The organism is Canicola haemoglobinophilus (assembly GCF_002015075.1).
GTDB lineage: Bacteria > Pseudomonadota > Gammaproteobacteria > Enterobacterales > Pasteurellaceae > Canicola > Canicola haemoglobinophilus.
This window is the reverse complement of sequence record NZ_MUXZ01000008.1, coordinates 142,943-164,291: the sequence shown is the minus strand read 5'-3', so window position 1 is coordinate 164,291 and position 21,349 is coordinate 142,943. Positions and strand designations below refer to the sequence as shown.

General features: G+C 36.3%; 21 protein-coding genes and 1 pseudogene. 5 read left to right on the top strand and 17 right to left on the bottom strand.

Annotated features, from left to right (window positions below; translation table 11 throughout):
* Window positions 1–63: 63 nt before the first annotated feature.
* The 3 genes from mutH to B0186_RS03605 are packed head-to-tail and all read right to left on the bottom strand — an operon-like array spanning window position 64 to window position 2,628.
* Entirely contained in the window at window positions 64–726 is a 663-nt protein-coding gene (gene mutH, locus B0186_RS03615) for a DNA mismatch repair endonuclease MutH (protein ID WP_078218032.1), read from the bottom strand.
* 9 nt (window positions 727–735) lie between these two features.
* Window positions 736–1,275, bottom strand: a complete 540-nt coding sequence (locus tag B0186_RS03610) for a methylated-DNA--[protein]-cysteine S-methyltransferase (protein WP_078218031.1) — start codon at window positions 1,273–1,275, stop codon at window positions 736–738.
* Between the two features lie 51 nt (window positions 1,276–1,326).
* Complete coding sequence (locus B0186_RS03605; protein ID WP_078218030.1) at window positions 1,327–2,628, bottom strand: porin; 1,302 nt, start codon at window positions 2,626–2,628, stop codon at window positions 1,327–1,329.
* A gap of 228 nt (window positions 2,629–2,856) precedes the next feature.
* Here B0186_RS03605 and B0186_RS03600 point away from each other — a divergent pair, with 228 nt between their 5' ends.
* The gene (locus tag B0186_RS03600; protein ID WP_078218029.1) at window positions 2,857–3,159 is read left to right on the top strand and encodes a YfcZ/YiiS family protein; all 303 of its coding nucleotides are present in this window, start codon (window positions 2,857–2,859) and stop codon (window positions 3,157–3,159) included.
* Window positions 3,160–3,243: 84 nt separating this feature from the next.
* Here the strand turns inward: B0186_RS03600 and nrfD are convergent, their stop codons facing one another.
* The 7 genes from nrfD to B0186_RS03565 form a co-directional block, all read right to left on the bottom strand.
* Window positions 3,244–4,206 carry a cytochrome c nitrite reductase subunit NrfD gene (gene nrfD / locus B0186_RS03595; protein WP_078218028.1) on the bottom strand — a complete coding sequence of 321 codons (963 nt, stop codon included), beginning with the start codon at window positions 4,204–4,206 and terminating at the stop codon, window positions 3,244–3,246.
* Window positions 4,203–4,880, bottom strand: coding sequence for a cytochrome c nitrite reductase Fe-S protein (gene nrfC / locus B0186_RS03590; RefSeq protein ID WP_078218027.1), 678 nt, complete (start codon window positions 4,878–4,880; stop codon window positions 4,203–4,205). Before nrfC ends, nrfD begins: the two co-directional genes overlap by 4 nt.
* A complete protein-coding gene (nrfB, locus tag B0186_RS03585) occupies window positions 4,877–5,494 on the bottom strand; it encodes a cytochrome c nitrite reductase pentaheme subunit (RefSeq protein ID WP_115072466.1) in 618 nt (205 codons plus the stop codon). The genes nrfC and nrfB overlap by 4 nt, the downstream gene beginning before the upstream one ends.
* 90 nt (window positions 5,495–5,584) lie before the next feature.
* On the bottom strand, window positions 5,585–7,081 hold the full coding sequence (nrfA, locus tag B0186_RS03580) for an ammonia-forming nitrite reductase cytochrome c552 subunit (RefSeq protein ID WP_407919731.1): 1,497 nt from the start codon (window positions 7,079–7,081) through the stop codon (window positions 5,585–5,587).
* A 434-nt stretch (window positions 7,082–7,515) separates the two neighbouring features.
* Window positions 7,516–8,502 (bottom strand): amidohydrolase family protein, encoded by a 987-nt coding sequence (locus B0186_RS03575; protein WP_078218024.1) that lies wholly within the window; start codon window positions 8,500–8,502, stop codon window positions 7,516–7,518.
* 234 nt (window positions 8,503–8,736) lie between these two features.
* Window positions 8,737–10,479: a DUF3413 domain-containing protein gene (locus B0186_RS03570; protein WP_078218023.1), complete on the bottom strand. Its 1,743-nt coding sequence runs from the start codon at window positions 10,477–10,479 to the stop codon at window positions 8,737–8,739.
* A 1-nt stretch (window position 10,480) separates the two neighbouring features.
* Window positions 10,481–10,702 carry a YejL family protein gene (locus tag B0186_RS03565; RefSeq protein WP_078218022.1) on the bottom strand — a complete coding sequence of 74 codons (222 nt, stop codon included), beginning with the start codon at window positions 10,700–10,702 and terminating at the stop codon, window positions 10,481–10,483.
* A 111-nt stretch (window positions 10,703–10,813) separates the two neighbouring features.
* Between B0186_RS03565 and yejK the strand changes: the two genes are divergently transcribed.
* From yejK to cpxA, 4 genes and pseudogenes are all read left to right on the top strand, one after another.
* A complete protein-coding gene (yejK, locus tag B0186_RS03560; protein WP_078218021.1) occupies window positions 10,814–11,827 on the top strand; it encodes a nucleoid-associated protein YejK in 1,014 nt (337 codons plus the stop codon).
* A 67-nt stretch (window positions 11,828–11,894) separates the two neighbouring features.
* The gene (gene bamE, locus B0186_RS03555; protein WP_078218088.1) at window positions 11,895–12,308 is read left to right on the top strand and encodes an outer membrane protein assembly factor BamE; all 414 of its coding nucleotides are present in this window, start codon (window positions 11,895–11,897) and stop codon (window positions 12,306–12,308) included.
* 63 nt (window positions 12,309–12,371) lie between these two features.
* Window positions 12,372–13,046, top strand: a complete 675-nt coding sequence (locus B0186_RS03550; protein ID WP_078218020.1) for a response regulator — start codon at window positions 12,372–12,374, stop codon at window positions 13,044–13,046.
* A gap of 56 nt (window positions 13,047–13,102) precedes the next feature.
* A pseudogene (gene cpxA / locus B0186_RS03545) lies at window positions 13,103–14,489 on the top strand (envelope stress sensor histidine kinase CpxA).
* A gap of 5 nt (window positions 14,490–14,494) precedes the next feature.
* Here cpxA and B0186_RS03540 read toward each other — a convergent pair.
* From B0186_RS03540 to tsaA, 7 genes are all read right to left on the bottom strand, one after another.
* On the bottom strand, window positions 14,495–15,487 hold the full coding sequence (locus tag B0186_RS03540; RefSeq protein ID WP_078218019.1) for a substrate-binding domain-containing protein: 993 nt from the start codon (window positions 15,485–15,487) through the stop codon (window positions 14,495–14,497).
* A gap of 20 nt (window positions 15,488–15,507) precedes the next feature.
* A complete protein-coding gene (gene rbsK / locus B0186_RS03535; RefSeq protein ID WP_078218018.1) occupies window positions 15,508–16,461 on the bottom strand; it encodes a ribokinase in 954 nt (317 codons plus the stop codon).
* A gap of 118 nt (window positions 16,462–16,579) precedes the next feature.
* Window positions 16,580–17,458, bottom strand: coding sequence for a ribose ABC transporter substrate-binding protein RbsB (rbsB, locus tag B0186_RS03530; protein WP_078218017.1), 879 nt, complete (start codon window positions 17,456–17,458; stop codon window positions 16,580–16,582).
* 31 nt (window positions 17,459–17,489) lie between these two features.
* Window positions 17,490–18,452, bottom strand: a complete 963-nt coding sequence (rbsC, locus tag B0186_RS03525; protein WP_078218016.1) for a ribose ABC transporter permease — start codon at window positions 18,450–18,452, stop codon at window positions 17,490–17,492.
* A 9-nt stretch (window positions 18,453–18,461) separates the two neighbouring features.
* A complete protein-coding gene (rbsA, locus tag B0186_RS03520; RefSeq protein ID WP_078218015.1) occupies window positions 18,462–19,955 on the bottom strand; it encodes a ribose ABC transporter ATP-binding protein RbsA in 1,494 nt (497 codons plus the stop codon).
* A gap of 17 nt (window positions 19,956–19,972) precedes the next feature.
* The gene (rbsD, locus tag B0186_RS03515; protein ID WP_078218014.1) at window positions 19,973–20,392 is read right to left on the bottom strand and encodes a D-ribose pyranase; all 420 of its coding nucleotides are present in this window, start codon (window positions 20,390–20,392) and stop codon (window positions 19,973–19,975) included.
* Between the two features lie 167 nt (window positions 20,393–20,559).
* On the bottom strand, window positions 20,560–21,282 hold the full coding sequence (tsaA, locus tag B0186_RS03510; RefSeq protein ID WP_078218013.1) for a tRNA (N6-threonylcarbamoyladenosine(37)-N6)-methyltransferase TrmO: 723 nt from the start codon (window positions 21,280–21,282) through the stop codon (window positions 20,560–20,562).
* Window positions 21,283–21,349 lie beyond the last annotated feature (67 nt).

The following is a 21,349-nucleotide window of genomic DNA, read 5'->3' as shown; positions in this document are numbered from 1 at the left end:
ATAAAGGTTCCTTATATAAAAAGTGAAAGCTCGTCATCTTAACGAGTTTTTTGTTAAATTCAATTAATCTGTTAGAAAATTCTGCAAAATTTCAGCGGTAAATTCTTTGCGTAAATAAAAACCTAAAGGCAAGGTATCAATGATCTCGCCACTTTTTCCAATGCCTTTAGTTAAAGAGCGACTATTTGCACCTTTGGGACGTAGTTGCAAGACTTCACCAATACGAGCAGTAATTTGATCCAGTTTACCAAGCACAATGTAGTCCATTAATTCTTCCCAATCCTGACGTAAGCGTTGTTCTTGTGAAGGCGAAGGTTGCCATAAAATTGGTGCGCCGATACAGCGTTCTGCAAGGGGAATTTGTCGTTCTCCTTGAATAGGAATCCAAAGCACTTTTGAGAGTTTATGCTTAACGTGAGATGATTGCCAAGTAACCCCACTGTTTTGTGTTAGAGGCGCAAGGCTGACGAAAGTCGTTTCTAAAGGATAACCTTGTTGATTAATGGGGATTGTTTTTAACTCAATGCCTAAATGGCTAAAATCTTGTTCTGCTTTACTGCCTGCCATTGCTCCTAATGCAGTTTCAATTAACGTTCCAACCCAACCTTTATCACGCTTTAAATCAGGCGGAACAAGCATATGCAGTTCTTTTGCCAATTCAGCAAAGGTTAATCCTGCGATAGATTTTGCTCGTTGCAACAGTTCTGTTTCATTTTTGGGAATCATAAGTGCGGTCTAAATTTTGTATTTTTTAAGTAATTTGGGTTTCACATATTCAACGCCTTGGTCAACATAGTCAATTTTTTCTAATTGCAATAAATAACGTTTTGTTGGCAATCCTCCGCCAAAACCTGTGAGTTGACGATTTTTTCCTAAAATGCGATGACAAGGAATGATAATGCTAATTGGATTTCGTCCTACCGCACCACCAACCGCTCTTACCGCCTTAGGGTGATCAATTAAGTTAGCTAACTCGCCATAGCTACTAGATTGCCCATATTGAATATGGCGTAACACTTGCCATATTTTTTGCTGAAACTCTGTGCCTTGTGGATTTAATGGAATAGCGGAAAAATCTTCTTTTTTTCCACTAAAATAACGATCTAATGCGGATTTTACTTGTAAAAAGAGCGGTAGATTTTGATTAAGAATCCAACGAGGATTTGGCTTAATCTGTTCGATGTCAAAATCAAGATTGGTGAGTTGATTATCTTGTGACAACATCAATAATCGCCCAATAGGTGAATGATAATAGCAATAAAAAATAGGCTGCATAAAAAACAAAAAGGCGTATTAAAAAATACGCCTGATTATAATAGATAGTTATTAGAAACGGTAGTTAAGATTTAAACCGAATAAGTTTGCTTTTGATCTTGAAGTGTATTCCACTCTAATTGGTTTGCCTAGCTCTTGTTCAACGAAACTAATCGTTTTACCTCTAATATGGGTATAGGCTAAATCCACAGAAAGATTTTGAGTCACTTTATAAGTCGCCCCTAAGCTATACCAAGTGCGGTCGGTATCTGGAATAGAAGCGGATTTATAAGGTGCAACAATTGGGCTTTCATCGTAAGCAATACCAGTACGCAATGTTAAAGCCTCATTTACATCATAGCTTGCGCCTAAGGCAATACGCGTACTATCTTGGAAATATTCTGGTTTATATAAGGCTGGAACTCCATCATTAAAGGTTGCCTGTAATTTCTCAAAACGGTTCCAAAGCGTACGTTTCAAGCTATAACTCATGGCAAATCGCTCAGTCATTTTATGATAACCAGAAATTTCCCAATAAGCTGGAAGATTTAATTCTAAAGAAGCCGCTTTAGTTTTGCTAGGGAAAGTATATGCTGCACCATCTTTAAAGGTAATATCTACATGTGAATGATAAGCTACACCAATACGGTTATTTTCATTAAATTCATACACTAAACCAGCATTCCAACCAAAGCCCCATGCATTATTATCTTGTAAACGAGCTACTAATGTATCAACTTTAGCCTGCTTGTCCTTAAATGGAGGGATTAGCTCTAATAAACCTACATTACGCTCCAATTTTGCTTTTGCATAAACCGCATTTAATCCCAAACCAAAACTTAACCCCTGAGTAACACGATATGCGCCACTTAAATTAAGATTAACAGCAGTTAATTTTGTGTTTCCCCCATAAATACCCGCACTATAATCAGAATCAAATTTACTTCGCATACCAAAATTTACATTCATTCCTCCACCAATCGCAAAACGATCATTAATTGGCGTTACCACATATAAATTAGGTACAAAAGCACGAGGAATCACATCACGTTGATCTGCTGAATCTCCAGCTCTGGGCATATCTTTTCCAGGAACTTTTCCGTTTTCATACACAAAAGTCTCTCCCTCTAAATGCACTTTAGCATCAACTAAAATTCCACCCACAGAGAATTCATTTTGTTTAAATTTCGTCATTAAAGCAGGGTTAGTTGCTACTACGGATGCGTCTTCAGCAATCGCTGCTTCACCTGCATAAGCACGACCTAAGCCAGAAGTTGATATTTCAGCTAATTGGAATGCCGCCGCATTGGCATAAGTTGCAGATAATGCTAATGCAGATGCAATTAAGGATTGAGTAAAAATAGATTTTTTCATTAGGTTACCTTGTTTTTATAAGTAAAAAATTGTGTGAATTCTAATGCAGGGCTAATATATGAGCAAATAAATTTATAATTTATACCAAGTGTTCCGACCAGTTAAAATTAAAGTTTGCATGCAATGCTTAATTTTTTTCCTATAAAAAGTGCGGTTAAATTTGGCGTAGGATAGTAACAATGCTAAAATCTCGGCAATTTTTTAATTATTAGAAATAAGGAAATGACCATGTCAGAGAAAGCATTAAAATGTAATACAGAAGAAAGCAATGAATGTTCATGTTGTTGTGCTGATGTAGGTACGATTATAGATAATTCAGAGCTTAGCGTAGATTTTTCTCAAGTATATGAAAGCGAAACAGCAGCGCAAGAGGCTTTAGCTTACTTAACGGCAAAAGCAAGAGAGGCGGAAACTGATCCATGCGAAATTAGCAGTGAAATTAAAGAAGTGAATGGTGGCTATCAACTTGATGCGAAATTTACGTTTAGCTGCCAAGCAGAAACAATGATTTTCCAATTGTCGACAAGATAAACTAATCACTCAAAATATAATATGCACCTAAAGCCGTTATTTGTTACTTTAGGTGCAGATTAAAATCTTAAATATTCTTGCCTATTAAGCCAATGTCATCTGTCCCGCATAAAGAACAAAATAACGTAAGCTAAAGACACCTATTAATCCCAATATAGCCACTAACATCATAAAGACTTTATTATGTTTTAGCGCATCTTTTGCAACTGCATTGAGCAATAGCGGTAACACAATACCAATTCCTACCACGCCAATCCAAAATACATTGGACCAAAAGCCACCTAAAAGTGCGGTCTTAAATGCCACAGTTTTTTGCCCACCACCAAGGTATAAACCAAAGAAGAAAGCAAAGAGTAAAAAGGCTTCAATTAACACGACAGGTGTTTCAAATCTGTGCAAAAACGCCAAAGATTTTGAATGGGTATTTTCTTTTGTACATAGCAAAGTAAATAAAATCAGTGCTGCAATACCAGATGAAGTCCCTGATGCAAGGAACAAAATTGGCAATACTGGATTATTTAACATTGGATAGCTTACTAAGGCAGATAATAAAAAGCCTGTATAAGCGCCTAATGCAATACTTGTTAATAAAACAACTAGCTCAATTACATTCGTAAATTTCGCTGCAATGCGAATAATTTTGTCTGCTAAGCCTGCGAGTTTTGGTAGGAAACGATTGAGTAAACCTAATACAACAGATTTAAAAATAATTACCAACCATAATATTAAGGATGCCATATACACTTGGAATAACATAACCCCTACGGACATAATTGATGTCGAGCTATAATTAAACATCAAATACCAAAATGTCCAAGGCTTAGTTAAATGAAAAATCAATAATAACAAGCCGATTGTTATGCTTATTGGCGCTAATAATGCATTCACTCGTAAAATATTATTTTCATCAGGGCGTTCACCTGCGAGGCCCGAACGTTTCAATAATACGGATAACATACTACCGCCAGCAGATACCCCTAACAAAAAGAGATAAATTGCAATACTGTGATCCCATACTAATGAAGGGAAATGGAATGGACTATTCATCGTCTAATCTCCCCTGGTCTTGCTGGCACATGATATAAGTTAGGATCTGTACCTAACTCAACTTTTGTGCGGTATGTTTGCGTTTCTTTCAGTTTCAATGAAATCGCGCTTTGTGGATCATTGGTATCACCAAAAGTTAATGCTTTTGTAGGACAAGCCTCAACACAAGCAGGCTGTTTTCCTTTTGCCAAGTTCGTATCACGACAGAAGTTGCACTTATCAGCAGATTTATAAACTGGGTGAATAAAACGAACACGATAAGGACAAACCGCAATACAATACTGACAACCCACACAAAGATTTTTATTTACATCAACAATTCCTGTTGATACATCAATGTAAGAAGCGCCAGTAGGGCAAACAGATACACAAGGTGCATTAGTACAATGTTGACAAGAATGGCGGAAAAATTCGTATTTCACATCTGGGAAATCGCCGTAAGGTTCGCTACGGATAATTTCAAGGCGTGAAACTCCTTCTGGCACTTGGTTTGTTTCTCGGCAAGCATCCATACAAGCTGTACAACCGATACATGCACTTTCATCATGTAACATTGCATAGCGAATAGGTTTCTGCTTTTTGTCACTCTGTGCCACTGATTTTATTGTTGTTCCCGTCATGAGAATTAACGCTCCCATGCCAGAAACAAAATTTCGGCGTGAGCAAGCGGTCATTTTCTATCCTTCTCAATAACAGGGTGATCTTTAGGAAGTTGTTGGTTTTTACGTTTCTGTTGTTCACCATGACAATCTACACAAAGTTTAACTTGTGCTTTTTTATCAATACCTTTCATCTTATCTTGTTTAGGATGCAAGGTATGGCAGCTAGCACAAGGTGCTTTCATTGCATGAACATCATGTGCCCAGAGCTTTTCACGTAATTTTTCTGGTTGGTGACAAGAAAAACAGACTTGATTTTGTTCTTGCACAGAATACATTGGTTTCTTATCACTAAAAATATCACTTTGGAAACGCATCACATCTTTAGCACCACGGCGGTGATTTTCAGTAATATTGCCGTGACAACTTACACAAGTAATAGGTTTTCCAGTGCTTGGATTAACTTTTGATAAATGCGTACCGTGGAATTTACCAAAATGTAAATCTCCACCAGCTTGTTCGCCATTGTTCTCTAATTTATGACATTTAGCACAATATTCATTTGGATTACGCTGATTTTCTAAACTTGGTTCATAAGTTAGTTCAGTGTTTGCTTGAGCAGAAAAAGCTAATAGCGCAACGCCCAGTACTCCGACTAACTTCGCCATTTTCTTTAATACAGTGTTCATTTTAATTACCTCAATTTCTTGTTCAAAATGAACCGCACTTTCTGGTTAAATTAATATCTGCTTGGTCAAAAAGTGCGGTTACTTTTCACTTTATTTTGCTGGCGGAGCTTCTGGAATTAACCCTTTCTCTATCGCCTCTTTATTCCATTGAGGAATAATTTCTTTGAGGAATTTTTCTTTATCTGCACGTTCTTTTTCAATATCAATGCCCATTACTTTCCATGCTTTCTCAGCAGTTGAAACATCAGGGTATTTAATCGGTTGTTGTACACCATGTTTAGTTAAAATAATTGCCAGTTGTGTACGAGCATCAGCAATACGATCTAAACCAGTTGCAATTACTTTTAAGATAATGTCAGGTGAGTGCATATGACCGCCATGTCCTGCAGCGGAGTAATCCCAACGCCATTGCGCATGACGAATAGCTTTTAACGCTTCTTTCATTTCACTTTCTGTTGCACCTGCATCCCAAGCAGCTTTTGCTTCAAAGTGTGCTTTCACAATTTGATCTTCAAGTTTTAACATAACTTGTTTGATGTCTTTTTTATGACCTTCTACTACTTTTTGTAAAGTTTCTTTACTTTGATCATGACAATTTGCACAAGTATGTTCAAAGGCATCAAATGGGTTACCGATTTTGTGATCAGTATATACTTTGCCATCAGCGCCTTGTACTTTCGGCATATGACAATCCACACAGGTCACACCATTTTTACCATGAGTACCTTGTAACCAAGTTTCATAGTCAGGGTGTTGTGCTTTTAGCATTGGAGCTTTAGAAATAGAATGGATCCAATCGTAGAATTCAGTTTCATCATAATATTTTTCAATACTATCTACATCTACACCTTTCATCCAAGGGAATACAACATTGTTTACATTTTTCTTATCAAAATAATATTCCACATGGCAATTTGCACACACTGCTGCACGCTGATCGGTTTTATCTAAACCAGCGAATTCTTTATTAATATTTGCTAAAGCACGTAAAACATGTGGGCGAGCAATACGTAATGCTGGCTTGCCTTCGGCAAAATCTTTTGATGTTGTGTCATGACAGTCTGCACAGCCAATTGAGTTAACAATTTCAGCCCCGCCTTTTGCCCATTTACCCGTAAAGTAAGCTTCTTCACCCCACTCATTAATTAAACGAGGAACATCTGGACCTTTACATGTCCAACAAGCCATTGGCTGTGGACCACTATTTGCATCTAAAGGACCGCCCGTACGCAAAATATTGCGCACATCAGTTACTGTATAAAAATGACCACGAGGCTTATTGTATTCTTTCGAGAAAGCATATCCGCCCCACATTACGATCAATCTAGGATCTACTTCAATTGCAGGAACAATTTCTGTGGATTTAGCTGTACTTGCCCAACTTTCATATTGCTTAGGGTATTTGTCTGCAAATAAGCTATTATTTGCTTCAATAACAACGTTAGTTGGTTTAGCTAATTCTTCTTTGGTTGGCGCACGTTTTTCTGCGACACTGTTATCAATTGCAACCGCAGTTTGAACAACAGAGAGCCCAAATCCTGCAACAACTAGAGATAAGAGAGTTTTTCTTACTATGTTCACGATAATTACTCCACTAAAAGACTAATAGTTTGTACGTACAAAATAAATAAACTTGAGAATATCATCATAAGACTTAATGAGAATTTTTATCATTAAAAACAATACGATAATAAATGAAAAGAGAGTTACTCGGGCGAGTAAAATAGCAAATACCCCAGTAATTTTCAGGGGTATTTTATACTTTATTGAGTTTGATCAATGTTTTTCTTTTATGGACAAATAAATAACATCTCAATATACAATTAATACCTCTTTTGAGGTATTCTAATTAATGTTATTTCAATAAGTTAACTAAAAATTAAGAATAATTGTTAATATTACAGATTATACCTATTTCGTGGTATTTTATTGGTGTTATGCTACATTTTTATATGAATTAAATTGGATAAAAATGATGAGAAAGCTCTCGCCATTATTCCCCAAATTGCATAGTTATATTCTTAATCTAATCCGAGAACTTTACGACCATTAATACTAGCGATATTTACCATCGCATCTAAATCAGGGAAACGACAGCCAGCAGCCAATAAGCTCAATTCTTGCCACATATCTCCTTCACATAAAGGCACCATATAATCGCAAATATTGTCGGTTCCAATCGCTACTGTAATTCCTTCTGGAATCATTTCATCAACAGGGGTTAAAGCATTGTGAAAAGGCATTAAATCCTCTTTTCGATTACTATCAATCCATGCCATAGGACAAGCAATCATCATCATTTGAGCATGGCGCATTTTTTCATATAGCTTGTAACGATACTTTTTAGAATGTGCCCCAATAGAAATTCCATGAATAGCAACGACTCTCCCTTCCATTCCATGCTCAATCGTTTTATCACAAAGTTGTTCCGTTTCCTTTTCCGTTGGGCTATTAAATTGATCTACATGCACATGACACATAACGCCAAGAGATTTTGCTTTATCGAGCAAAATATCCATTGCCTCAGCTCCTTTTCCGTAGTCACGCTCATCTCGATAAGGTAATCCCCCTATCATATCGACCATTTCAGAACCTATATCAAACCATTTCTTAGCGGTCGGCTCTATAACTCCTTTTAAAGTTTGATTGGCAAATTTAAGCGTAATATCATGTTTATACATTTCTCTTGCTTTATGTGCGGCAATAATTGCACGATCTTCACAAATCGGATCAATATCGACAAAAGTACCGAAAGCGGTTACACCTTGAGAGATCATTAATTCAATTGCTTGACAAAAACGAGCATAATAATCTTCAATTGTCGAGTTACGCTTTACTTCATCAACCAAATCCCATTTTTGCTGCAAATTACTTGTATGATAAATTCCTATTTTCTCTGGGGTCATTGTAAAAGCTCGGTCTGCGTGGGCGTGAGCATTAACCCACCCTCCTTTTTTAATAATTTCATCTCGAATATAGGTTTTAAAACTACGAACATGATTTCTCATAGTGGCTCCGCTTAAATATGTTAAAAACTAAAAAGTTGATAGGAAAAATAGATATAAAAAAATCCCAATTAAGGGATTTAGTTATTAATAGAAAAGCCAAAATATTCAATGAAACAACATTGATTGAGAAAGTTAAAATGTTATGAAAAATTCTCAGATTTTTAATTAATAACATTATATCTAGTCCTTATCTAGCAAGGTCTTAGTATAAGAGGTTAATAACAAAAAATAAATTTATTTTTCAAGAAAAGCCGCATCTTGTGAGAACACGTCTAAAAACAATCCTAATGGAGGTTGTGTTGATGAAACTTTTTGGTAATTTTGACCATATTTTTGATAATGTCCTCGACGATCAATGTGATACTGTGAATCATCAGGGGTAATAATCACATTCCATGGATAATTTCCAGCCAATACCCAACTACGATTTTCTTTTAAATTAAATAAATCTTGACCTTGAGCAAAATCACTCACAGGATTTTTTACTTTGAAAATATGCTTCATCAGCGCTGGTATTAAATCTGTATGGCCAGTTAATTTATCCACTTTTCCTACAGGCAATCCCTTCCAATGTATAATCATTGGGACTTGAATTAACTCTCTAGCAAAATAATTTTTTTGCGATTTTTCATCAGGAACTTCAAAACTATAGCCATATTCAGAAGTAACCATCACCAGCGTATTGCTCAAATCTATTGAACTAAGCGCAATACCAATCTCGGCATCAATTTCAGCTAACTTTTTATAATATTGCTCAATAGTTAAATTATGGTCTAGGGAATAATTCAAATAAGCAAAAAATAATTTTTGCTGTTGGCGTTGTTTATTCACAAACTCCACAAAATGTTGAGTAGATGTTTTACCATAATTCTTGATTTTTTCATTAGCAAAAATACTTTTCTTCAGTAAAGCATTCTGAGATAAATTCTGACTAAACACGCCCAATTCATACCGCACTTTTCCTTGTTTTAGTTGCTCAAGTAAAACTGGTGCTGTTTTATTATTGAGTAAGCTATCTGCGTAATTCGCATTTAGCCCATAAAACAACCCTGTTAGTCCTTGATTAAGGGCATTTCCAGAACTGTAATGATGTGTAAATTCTGTTGAGTTTTCGGCAAATGTAAATAAATTTGGCATCGTGTTTTGTTGAATCGCATCATGACGCAATCCGCTAATTGTTATAAACACAATATTCGTATTTGGTAATTCATCCGCAAAACTCAGTTGCTGCTTTGGATAATTTACTTTTAATGCATCAAGACGACCTTGCTCATTCAACATTTGTTCATGTTCCGCTTTATCTAAGAAACCATGTTTTTCGAGAAATGAACGAGCTGTCATTGGATAAGAAAGTGGGAAATTCGATTTTTGCATGGTAATAGGACGATAGATATAAGCATCCGCCCATGCATAAATAATATGAGTAGAGATAAAAGTACAAACAAAAAATATTGCCACACCTTTAATCCATTTTTGCCGTTCCAAGCTACGTAATTTATACCAAGCCCAACGAGAAAAAAGCATTTGCACCAACAGGATAAAAGGCATTGGCGCAAAAAAGATTTGCCAATTACGAGAGAGTTCACCATTATCTGGATTAACCAATAAATTCCAAACTAGCGTGGAAAGATGCAAATTGAAACGAGAAAAAACCTCCGTATCAACAAGCAATAGTGTCGCACCGATAGTAGTTAAAATAACGCTAACACCACGAAAAGTGCGCTCATTTTTTATGATAAAACTGAAAGGGAAGAGAATTAATAGATAAAGGGCAAAAACGATGAAACTAAAATGTCCAAATAAACTAATAAAGAAATAGACTTTACCGAATAAAGTATGTGGCCAATCAATAATAAAGGCATAACGACTACCAATCAAAATTGCCCACAGAATATTAAAAAAAGCAAACCAATGACCCCAAGTAATCTTACGGGATAATTCGTCACGATATTGTTTGCTTGTTTTAATGCTAAACATATTATTTACTATTTTGTACCGAATTAATTAAAGCCTTGGAAAATGCTTCTGCTAAAGCAATACGCTGTTGTAAGCCAACACTGCTATTTAGCAAATTAGTAACCATATTACCTAATACCACTAAAGAAAGATCTACTGGTGCCTGATGTTTTTCTAGCACAGAAATCATATCATTTAATATTGCATCAACTTGTTTATCTTGAAATTTTGAATTTGTTGCCATTTTATTTTTATACAATGAACAGAATGAATAATTGCGCACATACTAGCATATTTTCCCAAAAGTGCGGTTATAATATTGAGAATTTTTTAGCGCAAATAGGATTAAAACAATATGAGTATTACGGTCAGTCAAATCGTTTTACATCAACTGGTTAAAACATCACAAGACGAAAATACAGTGCAGCTGAAGACTCACTTACGTAATGAGTTATTGCCGATTACTACTGAAACAGAGCAAATGATGTTACAACTACATCAAGGCTACCAAAATAAAGCAAAAGCTTACGGTATATTTCAAGAAACCTCAAATTTTGCCCAAATACTTAATCGAGTGTTGGAAAATGACATTGATTTTTTGGCATTTAGCCATCAATCAACAGAATTATTATGCCAAGAATTAGGCAAATACAGTTTTGCGAATAACGGCACATTGATTTTGTGTCAATACAATTTTCTCGCCACAGATTATTTGTTCATTGCCTTATTAGACAGCCGTCATAGTATGCTAGTAGATGAAAATCTAGAAATAAAACAAACACATTATTTAGACATTACCCAATTTGATATCGCCTGCCGTATTAATTTAACTGAGTTACATTTAGATGCTAAATCAAATCGTTATTTAACCTTTATAAAAGGCAGAGTTGGGCGCAAAATTGCTGACTTTTTTATGGATTTTTTAGGCGCAGAGGAAGGTTTAAATCCTCAAGTACAAAATCAATGTTTATTACAAGCAGTGAGCGACTATTGTCAACAAGCAGAATTAAGTAAAGAGCAAACGCAATCTGTTAAAAAGCAAGTTTTTAATTATTGCAAAGGACAAATAAATGCTGGCGAAGAAATTGCCATCACGGAACTTTCTGCAAATATACCAACTCTAAACGAACAGCCTTTTGCTGATTTTACGGTCAGTCAAAATTATGGTTTAGAGGAAAATATTCCACCAGTTAGTAAAGTACTAAAAGGCCTGACAAAATTTTCTGGTTCAGGAAAAGGAGTTACTTTAAGCTTTGACGCTGAGCTGTTAAATAACCGTATATTTTGGGATGAAGCTACAGATAGTCTAACTATTAAAGGTTTACCACCAAATTTACGAGATCAACTACAACGCCAAACAAAAGAATAATTTGGCAATTTTACTAACTTTAGGTATCATCTTTAACATTATTTGCACAATTCAAGGTAAACAATATATGCAACTAAAATCTATTATTCCTGCCATCATTTTAGGATTAAGTGTTACAGCTTGTTCTAGCGTTCAAAAAGTCGTTTATCGTATCGATGTTCCACAAGGAAATTACTTAGAGTCCGCTACCGTAGAACAAGTAAAAGCTGGTATGCATGCACAGCAAGTACAATATTTACTTGGAACACCAATGCTTATAGATCCATTTAATAATCAGACTTGGTATTACGTCTTTTTACAACAAAAAGCTTACAATGCTCCTGAACAACATACATTCGTCGTTAACTTCGATCAACGAGGCATTGTAACAGACGTCAATTTGGATAAACCGTTACCAGATGTACAAAAAGAATATATTAATAACGCAATTATCCAAGGCCCTGAAGCCAAAAGAGCAAGTTGGTGGAAGTTTTGGGAATAAATAAATGAATAATAGACCGCACTTGCGGTCTTTTTCTAAATCTTTTTTAACTAAGGAGTATTGATGACTAAACTTCTAATTGTTGATGATGATAAAGAGTTAGTTGATCTATTATCTGAATTACTCGCTTATGAAGGTTTTGATATTGATACCGCAATGAATGGGCTAGAAGCACTAGAAAAGCTAGATCAATCTCATGATTTAGTCTTACTTGATGTCATGATGCCAAAATTAAATGGTTTTGAAACCTTGAAAAAAATTAGACAGCAGTCCAATACACCTGTCATTATGCTTACCGCTCGTGGAGAGGATATCGATCGAGTGGTCGGTTTGGAGTTAGGGGCGGATGATTATTTGCCAAAGCCTTTTAACGACAGAGAATTGCTTGCACGCATTAGAGCTATTTTGCGTAGAACAAAACAGGATAAAGAAACCTCATACTATGAAGCCTATGGTTTGACTTTAGATCTTGAAAAAATGGAGGCGTATTTTAATGGAGAAAATCTCAACTTAACTGGAACCGAGTTTTCTTTATTACAAATATTGATGCAAAATCCAGGAACGATTTTGTCTAGAGAATATTTAACAACCGTATTAGGCAAAAATATGACGCCTTTTGATCGTGCAATTGATATGCACATGTCAAATTTGCGTAAAAAACTTCCTATTATTGATGATGAACATAGTTGGTTCAAAACATTACGTGGCAAAGGCTACTTATTTATTGCTAATGATTAACTAAACAATCAAGAGGGACTGAGGTCCCTTTCTTATGTAGACACAAAACTCTAATGATACGACTAAAAAAATCTATTGCCCTTAATACCCTATCATTCCGCATATTTGCGCTTTTCTGGTTATCTTTTAGCTCGTTATTAGCGATTAGCCTTTCATTACCATTTTTAGACGCTCGACTTTATTCCGAATTAGTACAAAGCGAATTAAATACCTATCATGGCGAAATCGCTAATGCGGTACACCATAATAGACTTACTCATATTATCAATAACAATATAGTGACTACATTTGATAAGTTTGATAGTGTCCGACCAGTTCTAATCGATAAGAATGGCATCATTTTAGGCGCTCATGAAGAAGAAAAAAACTATATCCAAAAGTTCAGTGAACAATCTCATGATGTTTCAGCCCCAAGAAAAAAAACCTTTTATGACACAAAAATTGCAGGCCCTTTCACCGTTTATTGACTCTGAAAAAGATCCTTACGAATTATTTTTTATAAGCAAGGTAAACCCACAATTAGAAATCGTGACGAAAATTTTTAACAATCCTTGGATGTTAATTTCAATGATTATGTTAATTTCTACGCCATTGCTTTGGTGGTTAGCTCAAAGTATAGGTAAGCCACTGAAAAACCTGCAAAAATCAGCAAATGCTGTTGCGCTAGGTAATTTTCAAGTTAATGCTGATTTAGAAAAAGAAAGTACGATTGAACTAAGACAGGTTGGGCAAAGCTTTAATCGGATGACATTAGCATTAAATGAACTACTTACTCATCAACAGAAACTATTATCCTCAATTTCACATGAATTACGAACGCCTTTAACCCGCCTACAACTCTCACTTGCACTATTACGCCGCAAATTTGGCGAAACAAGTGAAATAAACCGAATCCAGAAAGAAACACTTTTATTAGAAAAAATGATCAACGACTTACTTCTTCTTGCTCGACATCAATTAAATAGTCACCGAGAAAGAGATATATTTCCCATAAAATTTCTGTGGAAAGATATATTAGAAGATGCGAAATTTGAAGCAGAACAAAAAAATCTTAATCTATCCATTAATATACAAAATAAACTTGAACAGTTATACATCAATGGAAATAAAAGCTTATTAACCAGTGCGATAGAGAATATTGTGCGCAATGCTCTAAAATACACTAAATCCAGTATTGAAGTTACCATCAATATTAAAGATAACTTTCTATTTATTGCTTTAGATGATGATGGAGAAGGCTTACCTGAAACTGAATATGAAAAAATCTTTCAGCCTTTTTATCGTGTTGATGAGGCAAGAACAAGAGAAACTGGAGGCACGGGGCTAGGATTAGCCATAGTACATAATGTTGTACATGAACATCAAGGTGCTGTATGGGCAAGTAAAAGCTATTTAGGTGGATTAAAAGTTACAATAAAACTGCCACTTTGGATGAACAAGTAATACGGTTATTTAGTAAGAATAGATTGACGTAATATTAATTCAGGTTTTAGCGTCAAAGTGCGGTAACTTTCAGCGGGATTTTTGATCCGCTGTAATAACGTATTCACTGCCAGCTGTGCAAATTCCTCTTTGGGCTGATGAATAGTACTCAGTGGCGGCGAAAGATATTGAGCTAAATGAATATTATCATAGCCAATAATCGAAATATCCTCAGGAATAGATAAACCTTGTCGCCAAGCTGCTTGATAGGCGCCAACCGCAATAGTATCACTGCAAGCAAACACCGCACTTGGTCGTTTCTTTAAGCCTAACAATTGCTCCATTCCCTTAATTCCACCGTCAAAATTAAAATGGCTTTCTATAATCCATTCTTCTCTAATCGGCATGCCATATTCTTGCAAGGCTTTCTTATAGCCTTTCAAACGATTGCGAGCTAGGAGCTTTTTCAAATTCCCCGTAATAATCGCAATATCTTGATGCTGATGTTCAATAAGGGCTTTTGTTGCTAAATATCCACCTAACTCAGAATCTTCAAAAATTTTATCCGCACTTAGCTCTGTTGGCCACCAGTCCATGATCACCGTAGGGATAGTTAAATTGAGCGGATTTGCTTGGAAAGTGCTATCTGTACACATTAATAACAGCCCATCAACTTGTTTACGAATTAAATTTTGTAAATTTTCTTGCAAACAAACGCTGTCATCATTGGTATTACATAAAATTAAATTATAGTGATGCTGGCTACAATAACGCTCCACACTCGCCACAACCTCAGCGAAAAAAGGGTTATCGCTGGTAGTAACCAGCATACCTATCGTTTTGGTTTCTTTGACTTTCAGACTACGTGCGAGAGCTGAGGGCGTATAGTTAAGCTGCTCCACTACCGCCATCACTTTTTGTCTAATTTCTTCACTCACAAAACGTGAGTTATTGATCACATGAGAAACTGTGGACGTTGATACCTGTGCAATTCGAGCAATATCTTTCATTGTAGCCATATCTAACGTCCTTGTTTCAATTAATGTTGAGCCAAAAAGTCTAATGTTTCTTGACGAGTTGGAATAGAGGGTTGAGCACCTTTGCGTGTCACACTAATCGCCGCAGCCGCATGAGCAAAACGAATAGCTTCAGCAAGTGGTTTATCTTCTAAAAGTGCGGTCAAAAATGCGCCATTAAAAGTATCGCCTGCGGCAGTTGTATCGACAGCATTTACTCTAAATCCAGCAACGACTTCGCCTGTAGCTTGTTCTTGCATTGATGATTTTTGGCTTACATAAACCCCTTTTGATCCTAAGGTGATCAACACAGTTTCAATGCCTTTTTGATGAAAAACATTCGCCGCTTGCACCGCACTTTGTTCATCAATAACTTTTACGCCAGTGAGAATTTCTGTTTCTGTTTCATTCGGCGTAATCATATCTAATAAACTTAACAATTCGTCAGGTAATTGACGAGCTGGTGCAGGGTTTAATACCACTTTTACCCCTTGTTGTTTTGCTAATTTAGCCGCAGCTAAAATAGCCTCAAGTGGCGTTTCTAATTGCATCAGCAAATAATCCGCTTGCTCAATTTCAGTGGCAAACTTTTCTACCACATCTGTGCTTAAATGTGCATTTGCCCCAGCAGAAATCACAATACTATTTTCGCCACTATCTGCCACTTGGATCATTGCAGTCCCACTCATTTCATTTGGGATTTCAGTAATTGTTGCCACATTAATACCGTCTTGAGCAAAGGCTTTTTTCATCGCTTGCCCAATATCGTCATCGCCAATACAACCAATGAAGTTTACTTTTGCGTCTTGGCTAAAATCAGTTAAACGAGCGGCAGCTACAGCTTGATTTGCCCCTTTTCCGCCATAGGCAATGTGATATTGTTTACCACTTAAGGTTTCGCCCGGTTTAGCAAAGTGCGGTACCGAAATCACATGATCTGCATTAATGCTACCGAGAACAGTAAGAATTTTACTCATAATTTATCCTTGTCAGAAAAACAAAAAGAGTTAAAGGATACTTAGAAAAGAATAATTTTTTGCTTTGCATTTATCTATAGATTAAGAGAAATTGGGGCAACATCGTGCCCCAATCTCATTATTCAGCGATAACTTTTAAGTCAACAGGAATTTTTTCTGCAACAGTTTCGCCTTTAAGTACTTTATCCGCGGTAGCAACACCTAAGCTACCGATAAGTTCTGGTTGTTGTGCGATAGTTGCACCTAATTTACCGCTTTTAACCGCTTTAACACCATCATCAGTACCATCGAAACCAACTACTAATACTTTTTTATTCGCCGCACTGATTGCACGTAATGCACCTAATGCCATTTCATCGTTTTGCGCGAATACAGCTTGAACTGCCGCTTTACTTGCCAATAAGTTTTCCATTACGTTTAAGCCTTTAGTGCGGTCGAAATCAGCTGGTTGGCTTGCTAATACATCAAATTTATGTTCGGCAATCGCTTGTTTGAAGCCATCGCCACGCTCACGAGCTGCTGATGTACCGGCAATACCTTCAAGTTGAATAACTTTTGCATTTGCACCTAATTTTTGCGCAATAAAATCCCCTGCCATTTTACCACCAGCAACGTTATCTGATGCAATATGGCTCACTACTTTACCTTTTGCAGCACCACGGTCTAATGTGATAACAGGAATATTGCTACGATTAGCAATAGCAACCGCATTTGCAACAGCTTCGCTATCAGTTGGGTTAATTAATAATACTTTTGCACCACGAACCATTAAATCTTCAACATTCGCAAGTTCTTTTGCAGGGTCATTTTGCGAATCTAAAACAACTAATTTGTAACCTAATTCATCAGCTTTTTTCTGTGCACCATCTTTCAATGCAACAAAGAATGGGTTATCTAAAGTGGATACTGCTAATGCGATAGTATCTTTTGCCATTGCTGCGCCACTGAACGCAAGACTTAACATTACTGCTGATGCAATTGTTGTGAATTTTTTCATTTTTAATCTCCTTAAAGATGTAAGTGTAAGTTTATGCTTTTTTACTGCCTAAATAGTTATCCGCAAGAACAGCAACTAAGATAACCAACGCTTTTGCTATCATTTGATAGTAAGATGAAATATCTAATAAATTCAGTGCATTATTTAAGAAACCAATAATTAATGCCCCAATTAATGTGCCCATTACACGACCTTTACCGCCCATTAAGCTGGTTCCGCCCACAACTACCGCAGCGATAGCATCTAATTCATAAGATACCCCCGCAGTTGGTTGTGCTGAAGATAAACGAGCAGTGACAATCAAACCAGCTAATGCAGATAAGAAACCACTAACAGCGAACACAAAGATTTTGATTTTAGTTACATTGATGCCTGATAGCTGAGTAGCATTTTCATTGCCGCCTAAGGCATAAATATAACGACCAATTTTGCAATGTTTTAACACATACCAAGCTACAGCAAACACCATTGCCATTAACCAAATAGGTAAAGGAATACCGAATAAATAACCAGTACCTAAATAAGCAAAACTATCTGCTGCATCGGAAAAGCCTGTACTAATCGGACGACCGTCAGTATAAACCATGGTGACACCACGCAATAAAGTCATGGTAACTAAGGTAGCAATAAAGGCTTGAACTTTACCTTTCGCCACAATAAAACCACTGACACTACCTAATAACGTACCAAATAATAAGGTTAGCGGAATAACGACAAACACTGATAATTCCATACCCACTAATGATGCTGCTACAGCACCAGTCAAGGCAAGAATAGAACCAACGGACAAATCGATCCCTGCGATTAAAATTACAAAGGTCATTCCCACTGCGATAATCGCATTTACGGATGTTTGACGTAAAATATTAAGAATATTATCAATACTAAAAAAGTCAGGGTTAATCATTGACACAATCGCAATGAGTACCAACAACGCAATAATAGAACGTTGTTCTAATAAAAATTTACCTAATTTAAATGATGATGAATTCATATAATCCCCTTAATTATGTTTCCCGATAGCCGCAGCAAGTAATTTTTCTTGTGTTGCTTCTTCACGACTAAATTCAGCGCTAATTCGACCTTCATGCATAACTAAAATACGATCACTCATACCTAGCACTTCTGGCATTTCAGATGAAACTAAAATAATACTTAAGCCTTCTTGCTTAAATTTATTAATCAACTGATAGATTTCTTTTTTCGCACCAACATCAACACCTCTAGTTGGCTCATCTAAAATAAGCACATCAGGGTGCGTCATCAGCCCTTTAGCAATGGCGACTTTTTGTTGGTTACCGCCAGAAAGTAAACCTATTTGTTGTTCACGACTTGGGGTTTTGATATTGAATAACTCAATAAAATCATCTACCACCATTTTTTCCGCTTGATGATTAATTCGTCCAGCTTTAGATAAATGATCTAACGCAGTCAAAGACATATTTTCTTTTACTGACATGCCTAAAATTAAGCCGTCCCCCTTGCGATCTTCGGAAATATACACAATGCCATTTCTTAAACCATCTTGAGCAGAATTGTTAGAAATCACTTGATTATTTAACCGCACATCTCCACTTTCTTTTGGCAATGCACCATATAGCACTTTCATTAATTCCGTTCTGCCAGCGCCCATTAGCCCTGACACACCTAAAATCTCACCGCTATATAGTTTGAAACTCACATCATACACGCCACTACCTGAGAGCTGATTTACTTCTAAGCGAATAGAGCCTTGCTCTTGTTCAATATGTGGATATTGTTCTTCTAAACGACGTCCAACCATCATTTCAATCAAACGATCTTCTGTCAGATCTTTTACCGCACTTTCGCCAATAAATTGCCCATCACGCAAGACGGTAACATCATCGCAAATTTCAAAAATCTCTTTGATACGATGTGAAATATAGACAATGCCACAATTTTGCTCTTTTAACTCACGGATAACTTTAAATAAGGTTTCAGTTTCCGTATCAGTTAAAGCATCTGTTGGCTCATCCATGATGATTACTTTTGACTTAAAGCTAAGTGCTTTGGCAATCTCAACCATTTGTTGCTCGCCAATAGATAACTCAGAACAAAGTTGATTACTACGGAAAGGTACACCTAAGTGCTTCAATAATTTATCTGCTTCTTGGTGCATTTTTTTCCAATCAATTGCACCCCAAGGCGTAGTAAATTCACGCCCTAAAAAAATATTTTCGGCAATCGTTAAATTAGCGACTAAATTGAGCTCTTGATGAATAATACTAATTCCTGCAGTTTCAGAATCCTTAGGGCCTTTGAAGTTAACAACTTTACCTAAATATTCAATGGAACCACTGTCTTTGCTATAAATCCCAGTTAACACTTTCATCAAGGTTGATTTACCGGCGCCATTTTCTCCCATCAGCGCCATTGCTCGTCCTGCATAAACAGATAAACAAGCATTATTCAGTGCTTTCACGCCTGGGAAAGATTTATCTACGCCAGTAATTTTGAGCAAGGTTTCCGCTTGCATAAATACCTCTCTTTCGATTAAAACGGCACACCAGAATATAAAATAATATTGGCATACGGAGAAAATTCGCCAGTACGCACAATAGCTTTGCTGTCAAAACTTAATACTTTAAATTCTTCATGGGTAATATATTCAATAGCAATATTGTTACCTTGTTGTTCTGACAATTTTGCTAATGCAGCTAAAAGTGCGGTATGAATTTGTGGATTTTTTTCTTTAATTTCTTCCGCTAAAACTGCACGTTCAACAAACATTTCATCGGTCACAACATCAAAAGTTTGTAAAAAACTCGGTACGCCAGCTTCTAAGGCTAAATCAATACGCTCAACAAAATTCGGAATAGGCAAGCCAGCATCACAAATCGTTAAGCTATCTGTATGACCTAAAGTTGCAATATGATGGGATAAAGACGCATTTAACAATCTTGTTTTTTTCATATTAATTTTCTCCATATTTATCTGAAATAATTCAGAGTAAATCTTTATTTTTACTCATCGAAACGTTTCGATGAAATTTGCGAAAAGTTTAATGGAAAAAATACATAAAAGAAAAAAGAAAACTGTAAAAGTGTGAAGTGGATCAAAAAATTTATTTCAATTGAAGATCATATTAACTGGATTTCCACGACCTCAGCCACTGTAAAATCATCAGATTTAATCCTCCAACAAATATTAAATTCATATAAGCTAATACCATAAACTTTATCTATATACTTGCCTTTCTGATAAGCTGGGCGAGGATCTTGTTGAATAACCTCTCGAATAAAACGGCTCAAGTGCGGTCGGTTTTTCTCAAGTTTTGCTAAAGTTATTTGAACCTCAGAGCTAAACTCCACTTGTAACTCTGGCTCAGGCTTTTCTTGAGCAAAGCCTGATCTTGCATTAGGTTCATTATCAGCATAAGCAATATAAGGCTTAATATCAAAAATTGGCGTGCCATCAACTAAATCTACTGCCCCAAGATGCAATAAGACCTTACCATTTTTACATTCGACTTGGCGTAATTCCACTTTGGATAAACCTAAAGGATTAGGGCGATGAGTTGCTCGAGAGGCGAACACACCGATACGCTCATTGCCACCCAAACGAGGAGGGCGAACCATGGGCTGCCATTTCCCTGTTGGCACTTTGTCAAATTGGAAAATCAGCCATAAATGAGAAAACTGCTCTAGCCCTCGCACAGCTTCTGGGCTATTAAATGGCGCAAGAAGCTCAACAATACCAGTACCGTCTTGCACTAAATTGGCTTGACGGGGAACAGAGAATTTTTCTTTGTACGGCGTATGAATAATGGCGACTGGCGTAAGATGAAGTGAAAAATCAGACATATTTTCCTTAAAACAGTTAAAAACTCATAAATAAAACAGTAGAATAACGCAAATTTAGGCTCAAGCA

What these genes read in the sequence shown, in the direction of transcription:
- mutH (WP_078218032.1), bottom strand. Translation starts at nt 726, where the DNA reads ATGATTCCCAAAAATGAAACAGAACTGTTGCAACGAGCAAAATCTATC.
- B0186_RS03570 (WP_078218023.1), bottom strand. Translation starts at nt 10,479, where the DNA reads ATGTTTAGCATTAAAACAAGCAAACAATATCGTGACGAATTATCCCGT.
- rbsC (WP_078218016.1), bottom strand. Translation starts at nt 18,452, where the DNA reads ATGAATTCATCATCATTTAAATTAGGTAAATTTTTATTAGAACAACGT.
- B0186_RS03610 (WP_078218031.1), bottom strand. Translation starts at nt 1,275, where the DNA reads ATGCAGCCTATTTTTTATTGCTATTATCATTCACCTATTGGGCGATTA.
- rbsA (WP_078218015.1), bottom strand. Translation starts at nt 19,955, where the DNA reads ATGCAAGCGGAAACCTTGCTCAAAATTACTGGCGTAGATAAATCTTTC.
- B0186_RS03540 (WP_078218019.1), bottom strand. Translation starts at nt 15,487, where the DNA reads ATGGCTACAATGAAAGATATTGCTCGAATTGCACAGGTATCAACGTCC.
- yejK (WP_078218021.1), top strand. Translation starts at nt 10,814, where the DNA reads ATGAGTATTACGGTCAGTCAAATCGTTTTACATCAACTGGTTAAAACA.
- bamE (WP_078218088.1), top strand. Translation starts at nt 11,895, where the DNA reads ATGCAACTAAAATCTATTATTCCTGCCATCATTTTAGGATTAAGTGTT.
- B0186_RS03600 (WP_078218029.1), top strand. Translation starts at nt 2,857, where the DNA reads ATGTCAGAGAAAGCATTAAAATGTAATACAGAAGAAAGCAATGAATGT.
- nrfC (WP_078218027.1), bottom strand. Translation starts at nt 4,880, where the DNA reads ATGACCGCTTGCTCACGCCGAAATTTTGTTTCTGGCATGGGAGCGTTA.
- rbsK (WP_078218018.1), bottom strand. Translation starts at nt 16,461, where the DNA reads ATGAGTAAAATTCTTACTGTTCTCGGTAGCATTAATGCAGATCATGTG.
- nrfB (WP_115072466.1), bottom strand. Translation starts at nt 5,494, where the DNA reads ATGAACACTGTATTAAAGAAAATGGCGAAGTTAGTCGGAGTACTGGGC.
- nrfD (WP_078218028.1), bottom strand. Translation starts at nt 4,206, where the DNA reads ATGAATAGTCCATTCCATTTCCCTTCATTAGTATGGGATCACAGTATT.
- B0186_RS03575 (WP_078218024.1), bottom strand. Translation starts at nt 8,502, where the DNA reads ATGAGAAATCATGTTCGTAGTTTTAAAACCTATATTCGAGATGAAATT.
- B0186_RS03550 (WP_078218020.1), top strand. Translation starts at nt 12,372, where the DNA reads ATGACTAAACTTCTAATTGTTGATGATGATAAAGAGTTAGTTGATCTA.
- B0186_RS03605 (WP_078218030.1), bottom strand. Translation starts at nt 2,628, where the DNA reads ATGAAAAAATCTATTTTTACTCAATCCTTAATTGCATCTGCATTAGCA.
- tsaA (WP_078218013.1), bottom strand. Translation starts at nt 21,282, where the DNA reads ATGTCTGATTTTTCACTTCATCTTACGCCAGTCGCCATTATTCATACG.
- rbsB (WP_078218017.1), bottom strand. Translation starts at nt 17,458, where the DNA reads ATGAAAAAATTCACAACAATTGCATCAGCAGTAATGTTAAGTCTTGCG.
- B0186_RS03565 (WP_078218022.1), bottom strand. Translation starts at nt 10,702, where the DNA reads ATGGCAACAAATTCAAAATTTCAAGATAAACAAGTTGATGCAATATTA.
- rbsD (WP_078218014.1), bottom strand. Translation starts at nt 20,392, where the DNA reads ATGAAAAAAACAAGATTGTTAAATGCGTCTTTATCCCATCATATTGCA.